Origin of the sequence: Nocardia concava NBRC 100430, from assembly GCF_000308815.1 — a bacterium.
GTDB classification, from domain to species: domain Bacteria; phylum Actinomycetota; class Actinomycetes; order Mycobacteriales; family Mycobacteriaceae; genus Nocardia; species Nocardia concava.
Map to the genome: position 1 here is coordinate 1 of NZ_BAFX01000072.1, position 19015 is coordinate 19015.

Annotated in this window: 19 protein-coding genes; 10 read left to right on the top strand and 9 right to left on the bottom strand. The window is 65.9% G+C overall.

Annotation, left to right across the window (positions count from 1 at the left end):
- On the bottom strand, positions 1-952 hold a 952-nt coding region (locus ON43_RS14290; RefSeq protein ID WP_167333435.1), incomplete at its 3' end, for a flavin-containing monooxygenase.
- Between the two features lie 289 nt (positions 953-1241).
- Between ON43_RS14290 and ON43_RS14295 the strand changes: the two genes are divergently transcribed.
- Positions 1242-1808 carry a TetR/AcrR family transcriptional regulator gene (locus ON43_RS14295; RefSeq protein ID WP_051178417.1) on the top strand — a complete coding sequence of 189 codons (567 nt, stop codon included), beginning with the start codon at positions 1242-1244 and terminating at the stop codon, positions 1806-1808.
- Here the strand turns inward: ON43_RS14295 and ON43_RS14300 are convergent.
- The gene (locus tag ON43_RS14300) at positions 1792-2589 is read right to left on the bottom strand and encodes a helix-turn-helix domain-containing protein (protein ID WP_063712548.1); all 798 of its coding nucleotides are present in this window, start codon (positions 2587-2589) and stop codon (positions 1792-1794) included. The genes ON43_RS14295 and ON43_RS14300 overlap by 17 nt on opposite strands.
- Before the next feature lie 320 nt (positions 2590-2909).
- On the opposite strand from ON43_RS14300, the gene ON43_RS14305 reads away from it, so the two are divergent.
- Positions 2910-3491 carry a TetR/AcrR family transcriptional regulator gene (locus ON43_RS14305; RefSeq protein WP_245568587.1) on the top strand — a complete coding sequence of 194 codons (582 nt, stop codon included), beginning with the start codon at positions 2910-2912 and terminating at the stop codon, positions 3489-3491.
- A gap of 13 nt (positions 3492-3504) precedes the next feature.
- On the opposite strand, the gene ON43_RS14310 is transcribed toward ON43_RS14305, so the two are convergent.
- From ON43_RS14310 to ON43_RS14320, 3 genes are all read right to left on the bottom strand, one after another.
- Positions 3505-4098, bottom strand: coding sequence for a class F sortase (locus ON43_RS14310; protein WP_218003266.1), 594 nt, complete (start codon positions 4096-4098; stop codon positions 3505-3507).
- Positions 4099-4159: 61 nt separating this feature from the next.
- Complete coding sequence (locus ON43_RS42480) at positions 4160-4972, bottom strand: hypothetical protein (protein ID WP_157514029.1); 813 nt, start codon at positions 4970-4972, stop codon at positions 4160-4162.
- 838 nt (positions 4973-5810) lie between these two features.
- Positions 5811-7127 carry a phthiocerol/phthiodiolone dimycocerosyl transferase family protein gene (locus ON43_RS14320; protein ID WP_040807756.1) on the bottom strand — a complete coding sequence of 439 codons (1317 nt, stop codon included), beginning with the start codon at positions 7125-7127 and terminating at the stop codon, positions 5811-5813.
- Between the two features lie 315 nt (positions 7128-7442).
- Between ON43_RS14320 and ON43_RS14325 the strand changes: the two genes are divergently transcribed.
- A complete protein-coding gene (locus ON43_RS14325; protein ID WP_245568588.1) occupies positions 7443-9080 on the top strand; it encodes an MFS transporter in 1638 nt (545 codons plus the stop codon).
- Between the two features lie 97 nt (positions 9081-9177).
- Here the strand turns inward: ON43_RS14325 and ON43_RS14330 are convergent, their stop codons facing one another.
- From ON43_RS14330 to ON43_RS14345, 4 genes are read right to left on the bottom strand one after another with little or no spacing between them, the layout of a single operon-like run.
- The gene (locus tag ON43_RS14330; protein ID WP_040807757.1) at positions 9178-10056 is read right to left on the bottom strand and encodes an SDR family oxidoreductase; all 879 of its coding nucleotides are present in this window, start codon (positions 10054-10056) and stop codon (positions 9178-9180) included.
- Between the two features lie 33 nt (positions 10057-10089).
- Positions 10090-10524 carry a type II toxin-antitoxin system Rv0910 family toxin gene (locus ON43_RS14335; protein ID WP_040807774.1) on the bottom strand — a complete coding sequence of 145 codons (435 nt, stop codon included), beginning with the start codon at positions 10522-10524 and terminating at the stop codon, positions 10090-10092.
- A 36-nt stretch (positions 10525-10560) separates the two neighbouring features.
- A complete protein-coding gene (locus ON43_RS14340; protein WP_040807759.1) occupies positions 10561-11760 on the bottom strand; it encodes a lipid-transfer protein in 1200 nt (399 codons plus the stop codon).
- Positions 11761-11802: 42 nt separating this feature from the next.
- Entirely contained in the window at positions 11803-12669 is an 867-nt protein-coding gene (locus ON43_RS14345; RefSeq protein WP_040807760.1) for a MaoC/PaaZ C-terminal domain-containing protein, read from the bottom strand.
- Between the two features lie 185 nt (positions 12670-12854).
- Between ON43_RS14345 and ON43_RS46785 the strand changes: the two genes are divergently transcribed.
- The 7 genes from ON43_RS46785 to ON43_RS14375 form a co-directional block, all read left to right on the top strand.
- Positions 12855-12977 (top strand): hypothetical protein, encoded by a 123-nt coding sequence (locus ON43_RS46785; RefSeq protein WP_281033316.1) that lies wholly within the window; start codon positions 12855-12857, stop codon positions 12975-12977.
- The gene (locus ON43_RS14350) at positions 12949-13854 is read left to right on the top strand and encodes an AraC family transcriptional regulator (RefSeq protein WP_051178420.1); all 906 of its coding nucleotides are present in this window, start codon (positions 12949-12951) and stop codon (positions 13852-13854) included. Before ON43_RS46785 ends, ON43_RS14350 begins: the two co-directional genes overlap by 29 nt.
- A gap of 56 nt (positions 13855-13910) precedes the next feature.
- Positions 13911-14156: a hypothetical protein gene (locus ON43_RS14355; RefSeq protein WP_040807762.1), complete on the top strand. Its 246-nt coding sequence runs from the start codon at positions 13911-13913 to the stop codon at positions 14154-14156.
- 526 nt (positions 14157-14682) lie between these two features.
- Positions 14683-15756 (top strand): polyprenyl synthetase family protein, encoded by a 1074-nt coding sequence (locus tag ON43_RS14360; protein WP_051178421.1) that lies wholly within the window; start codon positions 14683-14685, stop codon positions 15754-15756.
- A gap of 158 nt (positions 15757-15914) precedes the next feature.
- Positions 15915-16862: a terpene synthase family protein gene (locus ON43_RS42485; RefSeq protein ID WP_157514031.1), complete on the top strand. Its 948-nt coding sequence runs from the start codon at positions 15915-15917 to the stop codon at positions 16860-16862.
- A gap of 176 nt (positions 16863-17038) precedes the next feature.
- Entirely contained in the window at positions 17039-17920 is an 882-nt protein-coding gene (locus ON43_RS14370; RefSeq protein WP_167333436.1) for a ketoacyl-ACP synthase III family protein, read from the top strand.
- The coding region (locus tag ON43_RS14375) for a cytochrome P450 (protein ID WP_040807764.1) at positions 17917-19015 on the top strand (1099 nt) is incomplete at its 3' end. The genes ON43_RS14370 and ON43_RS14375, both read left to right, overlap by 4 nt.

Genomic DNA, 19015 nt, shown 5'->3' on the forward strand with positions numbered 1-19015 from the left:
ACGTGTTGGAGAACGACGGGCGCTTGCATCCGAACCCGTACTGCGGCGTCAGCTTTCGCCGCGTCCGCGCATCGCGCACCTGGATTCGCAGCTGCAGCCGGCAGACCGCCGCCATCGCCTGGGCCAGGAACGGGAGCTGCTTGTTGTACACCGCGGCCAAGATCACGACGCCGTCGCTGATCGCCGTCGTCGCCGTGCGCACGGTGCGCTGGGCCAGCGGCACCCGGGCGAAGGCCCATTGCACGGCCCGCGGGATCCGCGGATCGATCTTCGGAATCACCCAAATTGGTGTCCGCTGGTACACGTCTACCCGGGCTGTGCGCTCCGCGATGGCCGGAATGATCTGCAGCGCACTGGCTCCCGTGCCGATCACCGCGACCCGCTTGCCGGTATAGTCGTAACTGTGGTCCCAGCTCGCCGACCTCAGGATCTTCCCGCGGAACGAATCCAGGCCGGGGATATCCGGCTGTACCGGAGTGACGAGCACGCCGTGGCAAGAGATCAAGAATCGCGCGGTCAGAGTGTCGCCGTTGCCCAGCGTCAATTCCCAGAGGTGCCGCTCCTCGTCGAACTCGGCGAGCTCGACAGAGGTGTTGAGCCGTAACCGATCTCGCAGTCCGTATCGGTCGGCGATATCGCTCGCGTACTTCATCAGCTCGGCGCCGGGCGCGAAAACCCGCGACCAATAGGGGTTCTGGTCGAAGTGGTAGGAGTAGGTGAACGATGGAATGTCAACGCCCACACCGGGATATGTATTATCGCGCCACGTTCCCCCGACATCCTCGCGACGCTCGATGATGACGAAATCCTCGATCCCGATCTCCGCTAGCTTGATCGCCGCTCCCATCCCCGCGAATCCCGCACCGACGATGGCGACCTCATGGTCAGGTCGTGGGATTTCGGGGAGTCGCCGGGAACCCCGGCTTGTCGAATCGGTGGTCGTGGTGGCCATACAGGCACGCCCCTTACCTCGTGATGCACAGGCGGGAACGCCTGTTCGAATTAACGACTGACTCATCAACCGGTTAATTGGTCACCATCATGAACCCGGCCGACTGACTCGTCAACCATGAAATTATCGCCAGGTAGACATGGACTTACTGGCGACGATGCGGTATGAAGGGGCGGGTGCGGGGTAGGGTGGGCGCGTGGCGACAGGCGTGGGCGGTTCAGCGGATCTGCGAACGGGTCCGGGGCGACCCGCGGACCCGGAGCTGGCCGAGCGTCGGCGTCGTCAGATCGTGGAGGCGGCGTTCGCGACGATTGCGGCGCGCGGCTATCACGACACCGGCATTACCGAGATCATGCAGGCCGCTCGGCTCGGCCGCGGCACCTTCTACCTGTACTTCGACAACAAGCGCGACATGCTCGATGGTGTGCTCGACTACGTGTTCGAGAAGATCGTCGAGGCCGTCGGAGTGAATGTCGAGGCTGAAAAGCTGGACACGGCAGCCGATTTCGAGAATGCTCTGCGCACGGTCGCGGGCAATCTGTTCACTCTGCTCGACGAGAACCCGGACCTGTCGATCGTGGTGCTGCGCAACGGGATGATCGATGAAGCGATCACCGCGCGGATGCTCGGCCTGGCCGACATCTTCACCGCGACCGTGACCGGCTACGTTCAAGGTGCGAAAGAGTCCGGGGTGCTCGACCCCGCTGTCGACGAGGCCTCACTCGCGCTGGCGCTCACCGGATTCGCCACGGCCGGCCTGCTCCGGGGCTTGCGCGGCAACTTCCCACCTGACGAGCGTGCGCGCTACGTCGAAACGGCGGTCAGCGTCCTGAGGGCCTTCACCGTCCGCGGCTGAATTCCACTATTGACCCCCAGGCTCCGAGGAAAAGATAGATGAGGTCCGGGTAGTTCTCGGAGGTTGCGCGGAAGACCCTCGGGTGGAGATGTCGGATATCGGCAGTACCGGGGTCACGGACCAGTGCTGGTCGCCGTCGCACGAATTCGACGGTGTTCGCCGCCCAACTGCGTTGGAAGGCAGGGTAGGTGCCGAGCTCGTCGAGCAGCTCCGCCACCCAGGGCGCGTGGCTGTGCCGGCCGACCCAACCGCGGAGCACGGCTGCGGCGGACTTGGCTTCCCGTTTCCACTCGGGCAAGGTGTGCTTGGCGCGGGGATCACCGAAGATCCATCGCATGAGATTGCCGTTCTCGACCAGGCCGGGGAACGTGGCGGCACAGGAATCGTTGGCGGCGAGTAGATTCCAGCGAATATCGAGATACGCCGCCGGATGCGGCTGCTGGAGTTCCAGGTAGGTGTGCAGGTCGTCGGCGAGCTCGGCGCGGAGTTCGGCGGGGTTGGGGATTCGCTCGTCGGTCAGCCCGGCCAGGTCGCGCAGGTGCCGACGGTCCGGCGGCGACAGCGGATGCGCGATTTCGAGACAGCGGGTGAGCGCTTCGATGACGGCGTGTGTCGGATGCTCGCGGTGGCCACTTTCCAGGCGTGCGATGTAGCTGGTGCTGACGCCCGCCGCGAAGGCCAGCTTCTCGCGAGAGGCATGTCGATCTGCGCGCAATCGGCGCAATAGGAGCCCGAGGGCGGGCGGCTGCGGCTTGTTCGAAGATTCGGATGTCGGGGCCAAGATTCGTCAACTCCAGTGTGTGGTGGCGCTCTCCCGCCGGTGGATCGATATCTGATCTTGCGTCGGCGTCCGCCTGCGCAGCGCGCGAAGGCTCCAGCATCCTGCCTCGCGCGTCGGGCGGGTAGGGAGACCAATCCTATGGAGTCATAGAGTCATGCTATGGCCAATATTCGCTCATGATGGGCGTCATGGGTCGATGCGGTGCTGGGCGCGGATTGCGTCGGACCGGTGGCTCGAGACTATGCGGGAAATGCGAGGCCAAGGGCAAATCGGCGCGTTGGCGGCGGCTGAACCTCCGCCAGGAAAGTATGATGGTCGTCATGGGAAGGACATCGGACGGCCGGGATCGGATGCTCGTGACCGCCTCGGAGTTGTTTCGAGAGCGGGGGATCGCCGGAACCGCGCTGATGGATATCGTCGATCGCAGCGGGGCCGCCCGCGGTTCGATCTACCACTTCTTTCCCGGAGGCAAGGCGCAACTGGCGCTGGAGGCGACCGAGCGGGCGGGACGAGAATTCGGGGCGATGATCACCAGCCTGGTGGCCGAGCACGGTCCGGTCGCGGCGGTGGGGGCGTTCACCGACTACTTCCGGCAATACCTGCTCGACACCGATTTTCAGGCGGGATGCCCGGTGGCGGCGGCCGCCATGGAGAACGGGGAGACGCTGCAGGCACGGGACGCGGCCGGGGAATCGTATGTGGCGTGGGAGGCGACCCTGGCGAACGCGCTGTGGCAGCACGGTGTTTCGCAGCGGCGGGCCGCGACAGTGGCGACGCTGGCGATCAGCGCGATCGAAGGCGCGTTGATCCTGTCGCGGGCCCAGCGTGATCTGGGGCCGCTGGACCGGGTGAAACTCGAACTGACACGGTTCGCCGAGGAGCTGCTCGAGAATCCGTCCTGACACGGGCCGCCGGTTACCCGCCGGATGTTGTGCCGCTCGCGCCGATGAGGTGCGTGTAGACGATGACGTTCGAGCGATAGCTGCGGCGTGCGGAATCGAATTCGCCGCCACAGGTGACCAGGACGAGCTCGCTGTCAGGGCGGTTGCCGTAGACGGACTCGGCGGGGAAGTCGTTCTTGTCGACGGTTTCGGTTGCGATGACCGCGAAGTGGGCGACGGCGCCGTCGGCACGGGCGACGTCGACCGGATCGCCGGGCTTCAGGTTGCCGAGCCGGAAGAAGGCCGCGGGGCCGCGATAGGAGTCGACATGCCCGATGATGACCGCGGATCCGCGCTCACCGGGAGCTGGGCCGGACCGGAACCAGGACGGGTGCTCGAAGGTCGCGGGGTCCTCGATGGTGTTGTCGGCGTTCAGGCCGATCCGGTCGAGTGGCTGGTTCAGGTCGATCGCCGCGATGGTGAGTGCAATTGGCGCCGAGCGGGATAGCGTCGCAACGGACGGAACTGCCGCGCCGGACGCGGTGTTCGCCGCGGACGGCGGGGTATGCGTGCGATGGTCGCCGCTGTGAACGGCTCCCGCGAACAACCCCGCCGCCGATAACGTCAAAATGATTGCGACAGTGGACGATCTGAGTGAGGAACGAGACATCGGTAGCTTCCGTGCCGACCTACGCCTGTTTCCTGGATCCGCGGACCGCACCCCGCACCGCGTATCCCGCGGCGGCGAGGGCGAGGACCCCGAGTGCCGCGAGGAACGCCTTGTCCGAGGTCATCGGCCCGCCGATACCGGTTTCGGGATGGCCGTAGGGGATAGGGTAACCATGCGCGCTCGGGGCGCGGCCGCCTCCATGCGTCGGGCCGGGGCCGTGTCCCGGGCCGAGGCCGAGTGGCAGCCATCCGGAATGGGGTCCGGGACCCGAAGGTGCGGACTGCTGTGGCGCACTGGGCTGTCCATTACCGCCCAGGCCGAGCGCGGTCAGCAGACCACCCGCCGCCGCCCCACCGGCGGCCGCACTACCGAGCACGGCGCTACCAACGGCCGCGCTGCCCAACGCCGCGCTACCGACCGCCGCACTACCCAACGCCGCACTTCCGGTCGCAGCCAGCACCGCGCTTCCGGAGTCGGCGCTCCCGGCCGCCGCGCTGCCCACGGCGGCCGCGCTACCACTTTCTGCCTCCGCGACACTGCCCGCAGCGGCCGCGCTTCCGGCGTCGGTGCTGCCCGACTCCACGGCCAGTTCGCTGCCCGTCTCCGTGACGGCCGCGCTTTCGCTTTCCGTGCTGCCGAGACCGGTGTCGACGCTCCCCAATCCGGCTGAGCCGGTTCCGATATCGATAGATCCGATCCCGAAGATGTCGACCGGTGAGGCCGAGGCCGTGGGTGTAGCGCAGATCAGCAATGCGGTCGCGGTGGTCGTTCCCGCGATGGTGAGAGAGATCCGTCGGCGATGGCGTCTTGCGGCAATTGCGTGTGTACCCATAGCGATTTCCTGTCTTTGTTCGATGTGTGTCGACCCATTGCAGGGCCGCCCCAGTCACGCTAGCCATCGCACGGTTGGTGAAGTAGGTGTGGAGAAACACGCTGTAGCAGAGCGGAAATCGACCATTGTATGAGGATTGACATAGTTGAAGCGCAAACATTTGGCATAGATGTGCGGCCCCGGTTTGGATGATCGAGCCGACCGCGTGGGAAATCCTCTTATTGAAGAATTTTCGATGCTTGACGGGGCGGTGATCGGTGGCGACGGGGCCGACGATCGTCGGATACTGATGGACTGAGCGAACACCTGGCCGAGACTCGCGCAACATCCTATATATGCCGAGCGGCATAATATAGACGGACCGAATCGGAGTCGCAAGCAATCGTTACCCCGGTGTGTCAGCCTATTTCGAATTCTGTTATCCGGTCTCAGCGGATCAGAGCCGAGCAGCAACTATGAAGACTCTCATATTCTTGCTGTTCGGTGAGGTTGGGTGGGGCACGTAAGCAGCGCCCCTACCGGATAGGTGGAGGGGCGCTGCTTGATTCGCGGTGGGGAGGGTCGGTTCGAGGAAAGAGGCGGCCCAGGCTGCGGACGTCTCAGGGCTCCTCTGCTTTTCACTCCTCCTGGGGATCTGTAGCCGGCAGTGGTTGGGCCTCTACGTCCGGGTCGGTCGATATCCCCTGGATGTAGGTGTATGCCAGATCTTCGGAATCTTGGCCGATGTTCTCGTCGCCAGGGCTCGTCATCGTTTTGCTCCTTCGGCCGATCGAGGGATGTGACGTTTCGTCACGTACTCAATGCTGGCAGTGCGATGACAGATGTGCGTCGAATTCGGTTATTCCGCTGGGTATTTCGGCGCTTCCGCTGCGGTGGTCACAAGCGAGCGGTGCAGGAGCCGGTCGAAGACTTCGGTGGTGTAGTCCGCCAATCGCTGATCCGATTCCTGGGTGTGGAACGCGTTGGGGCCGCCGATATCGATGGCGAGGCGGTTGTCGAAGGTTGACACGATGAACTGTGGGGGAGTGAGCTCGGGAAGCACCGGGGCTGGGACGGTGCGCCAGAACGCGCCTCGGAAATCGGTGAAGGAGAGGCCTTCCGGTGCGGGGAAGGGTTCGATCACGCCCCAGTTGGTGATCATGACCGAGCTCATGAAAAGGGCTGTTCCGAGCGGGTTGTCGAGGGTCAGGTGCAGGCTTGCCTGCTGGAGCGTCCCGTCGCGCAGGTCGGTGGCGAGCACCTCGGCCAGCTCGCGTGCCACGGGCAGTAGATCGTCGGCCGGTGCCAGCTCGGCCAGATGGAAGCCGAAGGTGAACAGATTGGTCCAATTCGCGGCCCGGATCGGGGGTTCCAGGCGTGCGCGCAGATCGACCGCGTAACGCAGGGGGATTCGGGCGGCGCCGCCGTCCGACCGCTCCCGGGCCACTGCGCTCAGGAGTACAGCGCTCACCAGCGCGTTGACCGTCAAGTCGTGTGTTCGGCCGAGTCGGCGAAGTGCGGCGGTATCGCTCTCGCTCAAGCGGATTCGTGGACCGAGGGTGAGTGGTCGGGCGGCCACGGGTGACGGTGTGGCATGGGGCGCGGTGAGCAGGCCGGGCGGCAGCGTGGGGAGTAGTCGTTCTATTCCGGAGGTTGCCGCACGGGTGACGCCGCGCGCGGCGAGCTCGGATTCCAGCGGGTCGGGAACCGCCTGCGGTGTTATCGGCGTGGGCTCGCCGGCCAGCTGCCGGGCGTAGAGATTCCAGAGCTCGGACAGCAGCCGCAGCGCCCGTTGTCCGTCGGCCACGCTGTGATGCAGGAGCAGTGTCACCCGGGCATGCCCGGGGGACATGATGAGGTCCAGCTGGGCCAGTAGCCGATCCTGGCCGAGGATGTCGTCGGTCGCGGTGAGCCGCGCGAACGGATCTTCCCGGGCCACTCGAATGCTCGGGTGCGGGCCGGGCACCGGCCGGAATACGAGCTCGCCGTCCGCGCCGAGGCCGATGGCGCTGCTCAGTAGTGGGTGATTGTGCCGGAGGACGAAATACGCGCCGGCCAGTGCGAGTGGATCGACGTCGCCGGAGCAGAGCATCGAGTAGGCGACATAGATCCCCTCCGGGGTGAACAGTTGCTCGGACGGTGCGAGATCGCGTCCGTTCCAGTCGAGCGTGGTCATGATGCCCTCCTCGGGTTGGCGACGACCTGCTGGCAGATCAGCTCGGAAGAAACTATGAAGAAGAGCATAGAACGTGATTGCCGGGAACTGCTAGATGATCAAGCGGGTCGGCATGTCAACCGGCCTGCTCGAACGGCAGAATCCCAGTTAACGCAGTTCAGGAGGGTGCTGCTTGCCGGTGTGTCGCCACTCTTTTCGATTTCAGTCGGATAACGCTGGCTGTTTGCTGGTTGACCGCGGTGGATCGAGAGAAAATACTATGACGATCAGCATCAAATCGTGGTTGCCTGCGAGACCTACGGAAGGTGGGGTGTCATGGGTATCGATGTGACTACCGGAATGGCGGATACGAGCACCGGGCGCGGGGCGCGGCACGAGCGCCCGGCCGGGTCGGCGGAGGCGCGACGCCATAAGCTCGCGCTACTGGTGATCTGCCTGGCCGAGCTGATCGTCATGCTCGACACCACCATCGTGAATGTGGCGCTGCCGTCCATCGGGCTCGATCTGCGGGCCGCGACGAGTGGGCTGCAGTGGGTGGTCGACGCCTACACGCTGGTCTTCGCCGGACTCCTGCTGGCCTTCGGCAATATCGGTGACCGGTACGGGCGGCGGCGGGTGATGAGCGTCGGTCTGTTCGGCATCGCGGCGGTGTCCGGGGTCGCGGTCTTCGCTGATTCCCTCGGCGCGATCGTCGGCGTGCGGGCGTTCATGGGAGTCATGGCGGCGGCGGTCTTCCCGGCCACGCTGGCGCTGATCGTGAACATCTTCCGGGAGCCGAAGGAGCGTGCGGCCGCGGTCGGAGCGTGGGCGGCCATGGCGGGTGCCGCTGTGGTGTTCGGTCCGCTCGCCGGTGGACTGCTGCTGGAACACTTTTCGTGGCATTCCGTGTTCTGGGTGAACATCCCGGCCGCCGGGCTGGTGGGCCTGTTGACGCTGGCATTCGTGCCCGAATCCAAGGCGACCGCGCCCGGCCCCCTCGATGTCCCCGGTCTGGTGCTGTCCATCGCGAGCATCTCGCTGCTGGTGTGGGCGCTCATCGAGGCGCCGCACAACGGGTGGCTCTCGGGGATGAATCTGGCCGCCTACCTCGGCGCGGCGATCCTGCTGGTGGCCTTCGTGTTCCGCGAACTGCACGCACCCGCGCCGGTCCTGGACGTGACGCTGTTCCGGATGCCGTTCTTCGCCTGGCCCGCATTGGCCATCGCGGCCGCCTACTTCACGATGTTCGGGTTCCTGTTCATGTTCACCCAGTACTTCCAAGCTGTGCGCGGCATGACGCCGCTGGAATTCGGCGTGCACTCACTGCCTTTCGCGGCGGCGGTGCTGGTGGGTGCACCGCTGTCGACGGTGCTGGCGCAGCGGATCGGGACCACGCCGGTCGTCGTCACCGGACTGCTGATCCTGTCGAGCGGTATCTATGTCGCGGGCCAGGTGCAGGTCGAAAGCGACTATGTGGGACCGGTTCTCGCCTCCATGGTGCTCATGGGCTTCGGCCTGGCCGTGGTACAGGGGCCCGCGACCGAGACGATCATGGCCTCGGTGAGCGAGGAGAGCGCGGGCTCCGGATCGGCCGTCAACGACACCACGCGCGAGGTGGGTGGCACGCTCGGCGTCGCGGTCATGGGTTCGATCGTCGCCTCGATCTATCGCAACAACGTCCAAGGCGCCATCGCGGCCGTTCCGGACGCGGTGATGTCACCGCAGGAGAAGGAGTTCGCGCTCGGCTCGCCGCTGAGCATCATCCAGATCACCGACCATCCGACGCCGCCGACCCTGGACGGCTCCAAATTCCAGCTCATCTACACGCTGAAATGGGCGGCGCTGGACGGGTTCCACCTCGCCGCGGATATCGGGCTGGTGATCGTGCTGGCCGCCGCGCTGATCGTGGCGGTGAGCCTGCCCTGGCGGCGGTCCACCGACGTCGTGGAACCGCCGGCCCGGCAGGCGGATTGATCCCGTGATCGAGCTTCCCCCGGCGAAGCTCGACCACCGGATCATCCGGGCGGGCGAGCACCGACGACGTGGTCCCGCCGTCGGTGCTTGCACCTGGTCAGACCAGATCGGGGAGGCGCTGTGCCAAATCGTCGAGCTGCCAGGGCCCGTCGGTCTCGATGGTCCCGCGAGTGGACCAGCCGTCGAGGACCGAGATCGCGCCGCCCTGCACGGCGAACACTTGGCCATTGATCGGGCACTTCTCCTGCGCCAGATAGGCGACGACGGGGGAGATGTTCGACGGTGCGAAGGCGTCGAACTCACCCTCGGGTACCTCCTCGGCGAACATGGCGCTCATGCCGGGCGTGGCCAGGGTGAGCCGGGTGCGCGCGATCGGGGCGATCGCGTTGGCGCGCACGCCGTAGCGCTCCAACTCCAGGGCCGCCACCTGGGTCATGGCGGCGATACCGGCCTTGGCCGCACCGTAATTCGCCTGACTCGGGTTGGGCATGAAGGTGCCCGACGCCGACGCGGTATTGATGATCGAGCCCGCGACCGGCTCGCCCGCCTTGGCCCGATCCTTCCAGTACGCCGCCGCGTGGTGCATGACCGCGAAGTGGCCCTTCATGTGGACGGCGACGACGGTGTCCCACTGGGTTTCGTCCATCGAGGCGATGAAGGCATCACGCAGAATGCCCGCGTTGTTGACCACGATGTCCAGTCCGCCGAAGGCGGTGAGGGCCTGCGTGATCAATGCGCCCGCCCCGGCCCAGCCCGCGATGTCGTCGGTATTGGCGACCGCGCGGCCACCGGCCGCGGTGATCTCATCGGCGACCTGCTGGGCGGGCCCGGTGTCGGCACCTTCACCGGCATTGTTGCCGCCCAGGTCGTTGACCACCACGGCCGCGCCCTCGCGGGCCAGCAGCAGGGCGTGCTCGCGGCCGATACCGCGGCCCGCTCCCGTGACGACGGCGACCCGTCCATCCAGCGAACCCATCTCGTTCCTTTCGAAAAATATTGGGGGACAGACTCAGGCGAGCAGTCCGGCGAACTTCTCCAGCGACGCCTCGAGCTCGCGCACGGTGGCGCGCTCGATCGCGCCGCCGATCGCGCCGACCATCATCTGGCTGACGAATTCCGCCTCGATGGTCGCCACGGAACTCGAATCGTCCTTGGCGGCAACGGACATGGTGAGGGTGAGCTTCGCGCCCGCCATGCCGGTGCCGGAGATGCTCATGGTGTTCGGCGCGTCGTAGGCGTCGGTGTTCCAGGTGATGGTGTTGGCCATCCCCATGATGGTCAGCACCTCGGTCATCTGGGTGCCCTGCGCCACCTCGGCGGGTGGCTCGTCGCGCCACTTGGTGTGCAGGGTCAGCCATTCCGCGTAGCGCAGCGGGCTGGTGAGGGCGGCCCAGACCGTGTCACGGGTGGCCGGAATCTCCTTGGATACGTTGACGTGTGCCATGGTGAGCAATCCTGTTCTGGTGTGGGAGAGGAAGATTCAGCGATTCGCCGGGCGGTATGCGGTGACGACGGCCGCGCCGCCGAGACCGATATTGTGGGCGAGAGCAACTTTCGCGTTCGCGACCTGGCGCGCGTCAGCCTCGCCGCGCAACTGCCAGGTGAGTTCGGCGCACTGGGCCAGACCGGTCGCACCGAGCGGGTGGCCCTTGGAGATCAGGCCGCCGGACGGGTTGACCACCCAGCGCCCGCCGTAGGTGGTGTCGCCCGCGTCGATCAGCTTGTGCCCCTCGCCTTCCGCGCACAGGCCGAGCGCCTCGTAGGTGAGCAGCTCATTGGGCGCGAAGCAGTCGTGCAGCTCGATGACATCTACGTCCTCGGGCGCGAGACCGGCCTGCTCGTACACCCGGCGGGCCGCGGCGGCGCTCATGTCCACACCGACCAGCGCGCGGGCCGTCTTCGCGGTGAACGTGGATTCCAGGTCGGTAACCATGGCCTGGCCGACGATCTCGATCGCGCGGTCGCCGAGGTCGTGCTCGTCGACGAACCGTTCGCCGGCCAGCACCGCCGCGCCCGACCCGTCGGAGGTGGGCGAGCATTGCAGCCGGGTCATGCCCAGCGGCTCGTACACCATCTTGGCGTTCTGGATCTCGTCCAGCGTGTAGACGTCCTGGAACTGTGCGTACGGGTTGTTCGCCGAATGCCGGTGGTTCTTCTCGGCGATCTTGGCGAAGTGCTGCGGCGCGGACCCGTAGGTCTCCATGTGCTCCACACCCGCCGCACCGAACATCCACGGCGCGACCGGCATTGCGAAATCACGCAGCTGCGCCAACCCCTCGATATGGCGCAACAGCGGCTGCTCGCGATCGGTGTACCCGGCCTCGAGCGAACCCGACTGCATCTTCTCGAACCCCAGCGCCAGGGCACAGTCGGCGAGGCCGCCGCGGATGGCGCGGGCCGCCAGATACAGCGCGGTGGAGCCGGTGGAGCAGTTGTTGTTGACATTGGCGATCGGGATGCCGGTGAGGCCGAGCTCGTAGACGCCGCGCTGCCCGGAGGTCGAATCCCCGTAGCAGTAGCCGACATACGCCTCTTGCACCTGCTCGTAGCCGATGCCCGCGTCCGCGAGAGCCTTGGTGCCGGACTCCTTCGCCATAGCCGGGTAGTCCCAGCCCTCCCGGCGGCCCGGCTTCTCGAACTTCGTCATACCCACGCCGATGACGAAAACCCGGTTACTCATTGCGATCTCCCTGGTGAAGGACGAAAGGTGTTGGGCGCGAGCTCAGCTCGCGAACTCCGCGAGCCCGTCGCGGATGATGAACTTGCCGTTGTCGGCCTCGGTCTCGTACGCGTAGACCGCGCGCCCGTCACGCGAACCCGCCGACCACACCGAGGTGTCGATGCGCTGGCTCGGAAAAGCGGGGGAGGCCAGCCGTACCGCGAGCCGCCGCAACCGGCTCGGGTCTTGCGGGCTCAGGGCTGCGATCAGCGCGTGCGAGTTGAAGGCGATGGTGCACAGACCGTGGACGATGATGCCCGGGAGGCCGGTGGATTTCGCGAAGTCCTCGTCGAGATGAATGGGCATCGGATCGCCCGCCGGTTCGGCGTAGCGGAAGGTCTGGTCCGCGTCGAAGGTCTGTCCGACCGTCAGATCGGGGGCCTTGTCCCGCAGGGATTCGTCGAAGGCGTGCGCGGGACCGGATTCGCCCAGGGCGCCCTCGAACCGCCCGCCGCGGAAGAAGCCGGTGAAGTACTGCTCGTTCACCAGATCCCCGCTGGTCATGCTGCGGGTCTCGATCTGACTGGTCACCACCACACCCGAGGACTTACCCTCGATACCGATCGGCCGGGCCCGCACCGCCAGCGTCTCGCCGGGCTCGATCGGCCGGTGGAAGTGGAAGTCGTGCTCGCCGTGCAGGATTCGCAGCATCAGGTCGTCGGGCACCACGCACATTGCAGCGTCGGCCATCATCACCATGACCGGAACCACCGCGAACACCGGCGGGGCGTAGACGCCGTCGCGGTGGGCGGGGATCGGGTCATTGGTGGCCGCGGCGTATGCCATGGTGCGCTCGCGCTCCACCAGGAAGATGTCCTCGGGTCCCCACACGCCGAGGCGGTCGAGATTGAAGTCGGTGCCGTCGGTCATCTGTCTCCGTTTGCGTCGTGGCTGACGGCGCGCGGCTGCTCCCATGGGCGGCCGCATCGCCAGTTATCACGACGCTATTCAGTCCCGCCGGGCGTCGGGATGACCGTGCAGCGCCGGTTCCATGACCGCAGCGCTCGGCTGATATCGGCTGGTACGGTCGTTTTCGATCGTTGCGAGGAGGTTAGGTGACGGCCAGAACGGTCCCGATCGATTTCGTGCGGTCCGCCGTGGCCATGGCGGGCAAACGCGGCGTGGACACCGAATGGCTGCTGCGCTCGGGTGGGGGTTGCGCCCGCGCTCATTCATGAGGAACGCGCGCGGGTCACGGTCGAACAGATGACCCGCACGGTCCAGCAGCTCTGGCGGCTCACCGATGACGAGATGTTCGGACTCGGCACCCATCCCGTCCCGCGCGGCACCCTGCGGCTGATCTTCTTCGGCCTGGTCGGCTGTCCCGACCTGGGCTCGGCGCTGACACGCTTCGCCGAATATCTGCGCCTGGCACCGGGTCTGCCACCAATGGTCACCGCCGTCGAGCGTTCCCGCGCGCGCTTCACCATCGACACCACCGCGCTCGCGGATCCCGACCAGGTGCTCACCCCGTTTCTGCTGGCGTCGGCGCACCGCCTCATGGCCTGGGGCATCGGTCAGCGAATCCGTTTGCGGCAGGTCGAGTTTCCCTTCCACCAGCCACGGAACATCGGCGATTACGACCTGGTCTTCGCCGCCCCGCTGGTCTTCGACGCGCCCACGGCCGCACTGGTTTTCGAGAGCTCGGTGCTCACCGCGCCGATCACCCAGACCGAGGAATCCCTCATCGCCTGGAACCGCAACGCCCCCGGCGACCTGCTCGCCCGCCGCGAATACGGCACCTCCGTGTCCGAACAGGTCCGCCGCATCCTGTCGCGCGGCCTCACCGGCGAATGGCCCGGCGCGGACGAGGTCGCACACCGCCTGGCCCTGAGCCCACAGACGGTGCGCCGCAAGCTCGCCGAGGAGCACACCTCCATCACCAAGATCCGCGAGGACATCCTGCGCGACGCCGCCATCGCCAGTCTGGTCCGCGGCGACGAGACGGTGGAGGAACTCTCCACGCGCCTCGGCTTCTCCGAACCCAGTGCCTTCCGGCGGGCCTTCCGCCGATGGACCGGCAGCCCGCCAGGCTCGTACCGGGCAGAGGACTGACCGAAGCTATTCTGTGGCGAATTCAACCGAATCGAACACGCACCCCAGGAGGGCTCATGAAGCGGGTATTCATCGCCAGTGCCGTCGCCATCGCGATCTGCGGTTTCTCCACAGCAACCGCCTCGGCGCTCGATACCGGCAGCGGCGGCGAACCGGCGCCGGCTCCCGTTCAGCCGCAAGGCCCGCCGCCGGTGGAAGGCGCTCCGTGCACGCAGCCCGGTGTTCCCGGCGAGGGCGTGTGGGTGCATCTGGAGGGTGGGAACGCGGAGCATTACGGCAACGAATGGATGTGCCGGTTCTGACCTTGCGGGCAACTTGCCACCGACGCTGCTGAACACGATCGTGGTGCCCCGCCGCACAGGCGGGCCACCACGACGTGATCCCACCATCGGCAAACGCGAGGGCTGCACGAGCTCTCATCGAATCCGCTGACATGCAATGCATCCCGCAGGCTACAGCGTTGTCCGCACGATGTCCGCCTCTGGCAGCGGGGATTCAATTATGCTTGTGCTACAACATCACTCCCAGGACTTGTTCGTTTCCGGTCCGGATGAACTCCCAATCACACCGGTGGGAGCGGAAATGTGCGTGGGAGATGTCTCTTCGACTAGCGCCATGGCATCGGCGACTACTGCGGTGAATGCGTAGCTGTCACGAAAGTATTCCGTTTTCCTTCCTACGGAACGGATTTCGCGATGAAGATGCTCAGAAAATAGTTGCCCACCTCGTGCGCGCCATGCAGTCATGGCGATTTCCAGACACGCCCGCGGATACTCGCGGCGTCACATTGTCACGGTTCTCGACCTTCACCCGAGGTGAGGTTCGCATATGGCAAAGACAATCGAAGTAGCTACGGTGGCGGTGAATTCGGCATTCAGCAGCGCGGCGTCACCGGCGCGCACCGCCGAACGGCTCTTGGCCGAGGCCCGGGTAGCTGTCCGGCCCGCGCTGGAGCGGATGGTCGGAGAGTTGCCGGAGCCGCTCCGCACGATGGCCGGATATCACCTGGGCTGGTGGGATATCGCGGGAACGCGGGCCCCCGCGGCTGCGGGCAAGACCCTGCGGCCGGCACTGGTCTTCGCCGCCGCCGACGCATGCGGCGGCCCGATGAGCTGCCAGGCGATCGCGGCGGCGGGGGCGGTGGAGCTGATACACAATTTCACGCTGCTGCACGACGATGTGATGGACGGCGATCGTACCCGCCGCGGCCGGGAAACCGTCTGGAGCATATGGGGAATCCCGGACGCGATCCTGCTCGGTGACGTTCTGCATACGGTCGCGATCGAGCTGCTTGTCCAAAATCTGACGCCCGACTGCTCAGCGGCGGCCGTGGCCCGATTGGAATCCGCCGTCGTCGAGCTGTGCCGGGGACAGCACGAAGATTGTGAATTCGAGCGCCGGGCCCCGGTGGACACCGATGAATACCTGCGGATGGCGATGGGCAAGACCGGTTCGCTGATGGGAGCCGCCTGCGCTCTCGGGGCAGTCAGCGCGCACGCTGATCTGGCGGTGACGTCGACCATGGACGTCTTCGGGCGCGAAATCGGCGTGGCCTTCCAGATTGTCGACGACATGCTCGGCATCTGGGGTGAGACCGCGGTGACCGGTAAGCCCACCGGTGCTGACCTGGCCCGCCGAAAACAATCGCTCCCGGTGGTCGCGGCGCTGCAGTCCGGGACTCGCGCGGGCGCGGAACTGGCCGAGCTCTACGGGTGCGGACAACCCCTCACCGCCGGCCAGGTGCACCGGGCGGGAGCGCTCATCGAAGAATCGGGTGCGCGAACCATCGCTCGCACCATGGCCGGGGATCGGATGACTGCCGCCCTCGCCGCGCTGCCCGACCCGACTCGGGCGCGGGATCTGATGACCCTGGCCGATTTGCTCGTGCGGCGCGATCGATGAATTGCGTGCACGGCTCCGCGAGAGAAGGCGAGAACCCGGTGACCGCAAATCTGTTCGCTCTCCCGGAACAATCGACCACTCCGCTGTACCTGCATCGCAGGTTGGATCCGCTGGCTGCCGCCGACGCGGCGCTCACCACCGCGCGACTCGGTCGGCAGTTGGCCGGCTGGGCGCGGAGGATCGGTCCCCCCTTTCGCCCGGAACTGGCCGAATTATGTGCGATCAGCACCGCGTACATCGCTCCCTGGCTGAGCGATGCCGGGCTCTACGCCGCCGCTCGAACAGGGTTGTGGGTCTTCACAATCGACGCTGCGACCGATACCCCAGACGAGGACCACGTCGCTGTCCAGATCATGAACCTCCACGAGGTAGCCCGCGGCGGCCGAGTCGCGAACCATCCCCTCACCATCGCCTTGGCCGACATCCGCGACAGCGTGGCCGCCATGCGCTGGAGTCGCGAGCTGTATCCGCTGTGGCAGCAGGCCGCCGCGGATCTGTTGACCAGCACGTGGTTCGAATTCGATACCGACCGGCGGATGGCTCGGGGCGAGTTGGCACCGGAACTGAACGAATACCTGCGTACTGCCCGACACACGGCGGCTATCGACCTGACCGCCCTGACGCTCTGGGCGGACTTGGACGATCCGGCGCTGCCGGTCACGATAGACGCCTTGCGGCAGCCGCTCGCGGATGCGGCGATCGCGGTGCGATTGGCGAACGATCTGCGCGGGCACCAGCGGGAATTGGCGGAGGGCACCGTCGACGCGCTCACCCTGGGTATGTCTCCCACCCAACTCGCCGACTCCCTGGATTTGCATCTGACCCGATGTCTCGACCAGATCGGGCCGATGGTCCGAGCGGGCAGTGCATCGGCCATCACGTTGGAAAGGCTCGTGCTCTGGTGCTTGCGCTACTACCAGCGCACGGATTTCGGGCACGACGATGATCGACCCGTTCTGCGCCGGCCTCAAATGCCTTCGGGTCGGCGGGATTCTTCCCTGTCGAAGGCAGTGATGGGTATCGGTGCGAGCCGACCCGGAGCGTGGGTAGCGCGGCACACCGCCGGACTGGATCTGCGGCCATTCCTGCGGGCCGAGGGGCGCTGACTCCCGATGGGACACTGAGAGGAGAGGCCCCGCTGATGTCAGCAACGAGTTGGCAGGACGTTTACGTGGTCGAGACGGGCGCTTACCTGCCGCCACGGATCGCCACGGACACCGCGATCGCGGATGGGCGGTTCGACGCAAATCTGCGAGACTCCGTCGGGATCGACTCTGTCACAGTGAGTTCGAGTGAATCGGCACCGGAAATGGCCGCGCACGCCGCTCTCCAGGTCATGCGAGCCATCGGCGATACGGTAGCCGAGGTGGGGATGCTCATCCACGCCTGCGGCTGGGATCAGCAGCATCTCGCCGTTCCACTGTTCGTTCAGGACGTACTCGGTGTCGAGATACCCATGGCCTTCGAGATCCGCCAGGGGTGCGCCGCCGGACTGACAGCTTTGGCGCTGGCGGCAAACGAACTATGCCGCGCCACAACGCCGGAAACGGTGCTGGTCACCGCCGCCGACAGATTCATCGAACCGGCCTTCGACCGATGGCGTAGCGCGAGCGGAATGATTCACGGCGACGCGGGCGCGAGCGCGCTGCTCTCCCGCACCGGCGGATTCGCGAAAATCATCGCGTACTCGGCGAATTCGGCTCCCGAGTACGAGATCGCAGGTCGGATGGACGCCTTGACCGGTGCGCCCGGGGCGACACTGAACGCGCTCGCGGTGAAGAACGCGATCATCGCTCGCACCGGGCGTGACGCATTCATCGCCGAGATGGCGAAGCGGACATCCGACACGATCTCCGAGGTACTCGACGCCGCCGCCGTCGAACTGTCCCGCATCGACCACATCGTTGTTCCGAACATGGGCAGGCGAACACTGGAGTCGTTCTTCTTCTCGCCACTCGGCGCGGATTGGGACAAAAGTACGTGGGCATTCGGCCGTACGGTCGGGCACGCCGGAGCCGCCGACACGATTCTGGGCCTGCACCATCTCGCCCAGAGCGGTGCCCTCGAGCCTGGCCAGCGCGTACTCGCATTCGCGATCGGCACCGGATTCTGTTGGTCGAGTGCGATATTCGAAATTGCCGAAACCCCAAGGCCGCGGCGATGACTGCCGCGGGTCCGGCGGGCATCCAACCGCCCGCCGAACTGAGTCGATGCCGGCGAGCGGATCCGCACGCCTTCTACGCCTGGCTCCGCGACAACGCACCCGTGTACTGCGACCGGCGTCCCAACGGGCTGAATGTCTGGATGATCACCCGCTACGACGATTGCCGGGCGGCCCTGGCCGACGATCGACTCAGTAAAGACATCTATCGGGCACGCGAGGTCCTCGGCGACGCGGGGATACCGTTGTATTCCGAATCCGGCGGCGAGTTGGGTCGGCACCTGGTCAACTGCGACCCTCCGGAACACTCGCGGCTCCGCAGCCTCGTCAACCATGGCTTCACCTCGAAACAGCTGTCCTTGTTACAGCCGAAGATTCAGCAGGAGACGCACCGCCTGTTGGACACGATCGTCGGGCACGGGACGGTCGAACTGCTCAATGAGTTCGCCTACCCGCTGACGTTTGCGGTGATCTGCGAGGTACTCGAGATTCCCGTCGATGCCAGGCAGGACTTCCATCGATGGACAGCCGCGATGTTTTCGCCACAGGGTGAACGAAGGTCCATGTCCCCGCAGCAGGCCGCATCCAACGCGTGTGCTTTCGTCGCATCACTACTGGAACCCATGCTGCGGGAACGAAAGTGCCCGGCCGGGAATGTCGCGGCCAGTCCATTGCGCGCCCTGATCGAGGCGCATGAACAGGGAGATCACCTCTCGGACGCGGAGCTCAACAGCACCGCCGTCGCACTCGTTATCGCCGGCTATGAGACGTCGGCCAACATGATCACCAACGGCGTGTATTCGATCCTGCGGCACCCGGAGCAGTACGCGCGCTTGCTGGCGGAGCCTGAGCTGATCGATTCCGGGATAGACGAATTCATCAGATACGAGAGTCCGGTCCGGAAAGCGACAACACGCATCGCTACCGTGGACATCGAAATCGGAGGGGAGTGCATCCCTCGTAATTCGATAGTCAACGTCATGATCGGTTCGGCGAACCGGGATTCGGGCCGGTTTCCGGATGCGGAGACCCTCGATGTCGGCCGAGTAGACAACCCCCACCTGGGATTCGGCCATGGACGACATTATTGTGTCGGGG

Coding starts and splice junctions, on each gene's coding strand:
- ON43_RS14330 (WP_040807757.1), bottom strand. CDS start 10,056: ATGGGTTCGCTGGATGGACGGGTCGCCGTCGTCACGGGAGCGGGCCGC.
- ON43_RS14345 (WP_040807760.1), bottom strand. CDS start 12,669: ATGACCGACGGCACCGACTTCAATCTCGACCGCCTCGGCGTGTGGGGA.
- ON43_RS14305 (WP_245568587.1), top strand. CDS start 2,910: ATGGGAAGGACATCGGACGGCCGGGATCGGATGCTCGTGACCGCCTCG.
- ON43_RS14340 (WP_040807759.1), bottom strand. CDS start 11,760: ATGAGTAACCGGGTTTTCGTCATCGGCGTGGGTATGACGAAGTTCGAG.
- ON43_RS14355 (WP_040807762.1), top strand. CDS start 13,911: ATGAAGCGGGTATTCATCGCCAGTGCCGTCGCCATCGCGATCTGCGGT.
- ON43_RS14325 (WP_245568588.1), top strand. CDS start 7,443: ATGGGTATCGATGTGACTACCGGAATGGCGGATACGAGCACCGGGCGC.
- ON43_RS14335 (WP_040807774.1), bottom strand. CDS start 10,524: ATGGCACACGTCAACGTATCCAAGGAGATTCCGGCCACCCGTGACACG.
- ON43_RS42480 (WP_157514029.1), bottom strand. CDS start 4,972: ATGGGTACACACGCAATTGCCGCAAGACGCCATCGCCGACGGATCTCT.
- ON43_RS14360 (WP_051178421.1), top strand. CDS start 14,683: ATGGCAAAGACAATCGAAGTAGCTACGGTGGCGGTGAATTCGGCATTC.
- ON43_RS14320 (WP_040807756.1), bottom strand. CDS start 7,127: ATGACCACGCTCGACTGGAACGGACGCGATCTCGCACCGTCCGAGCAA.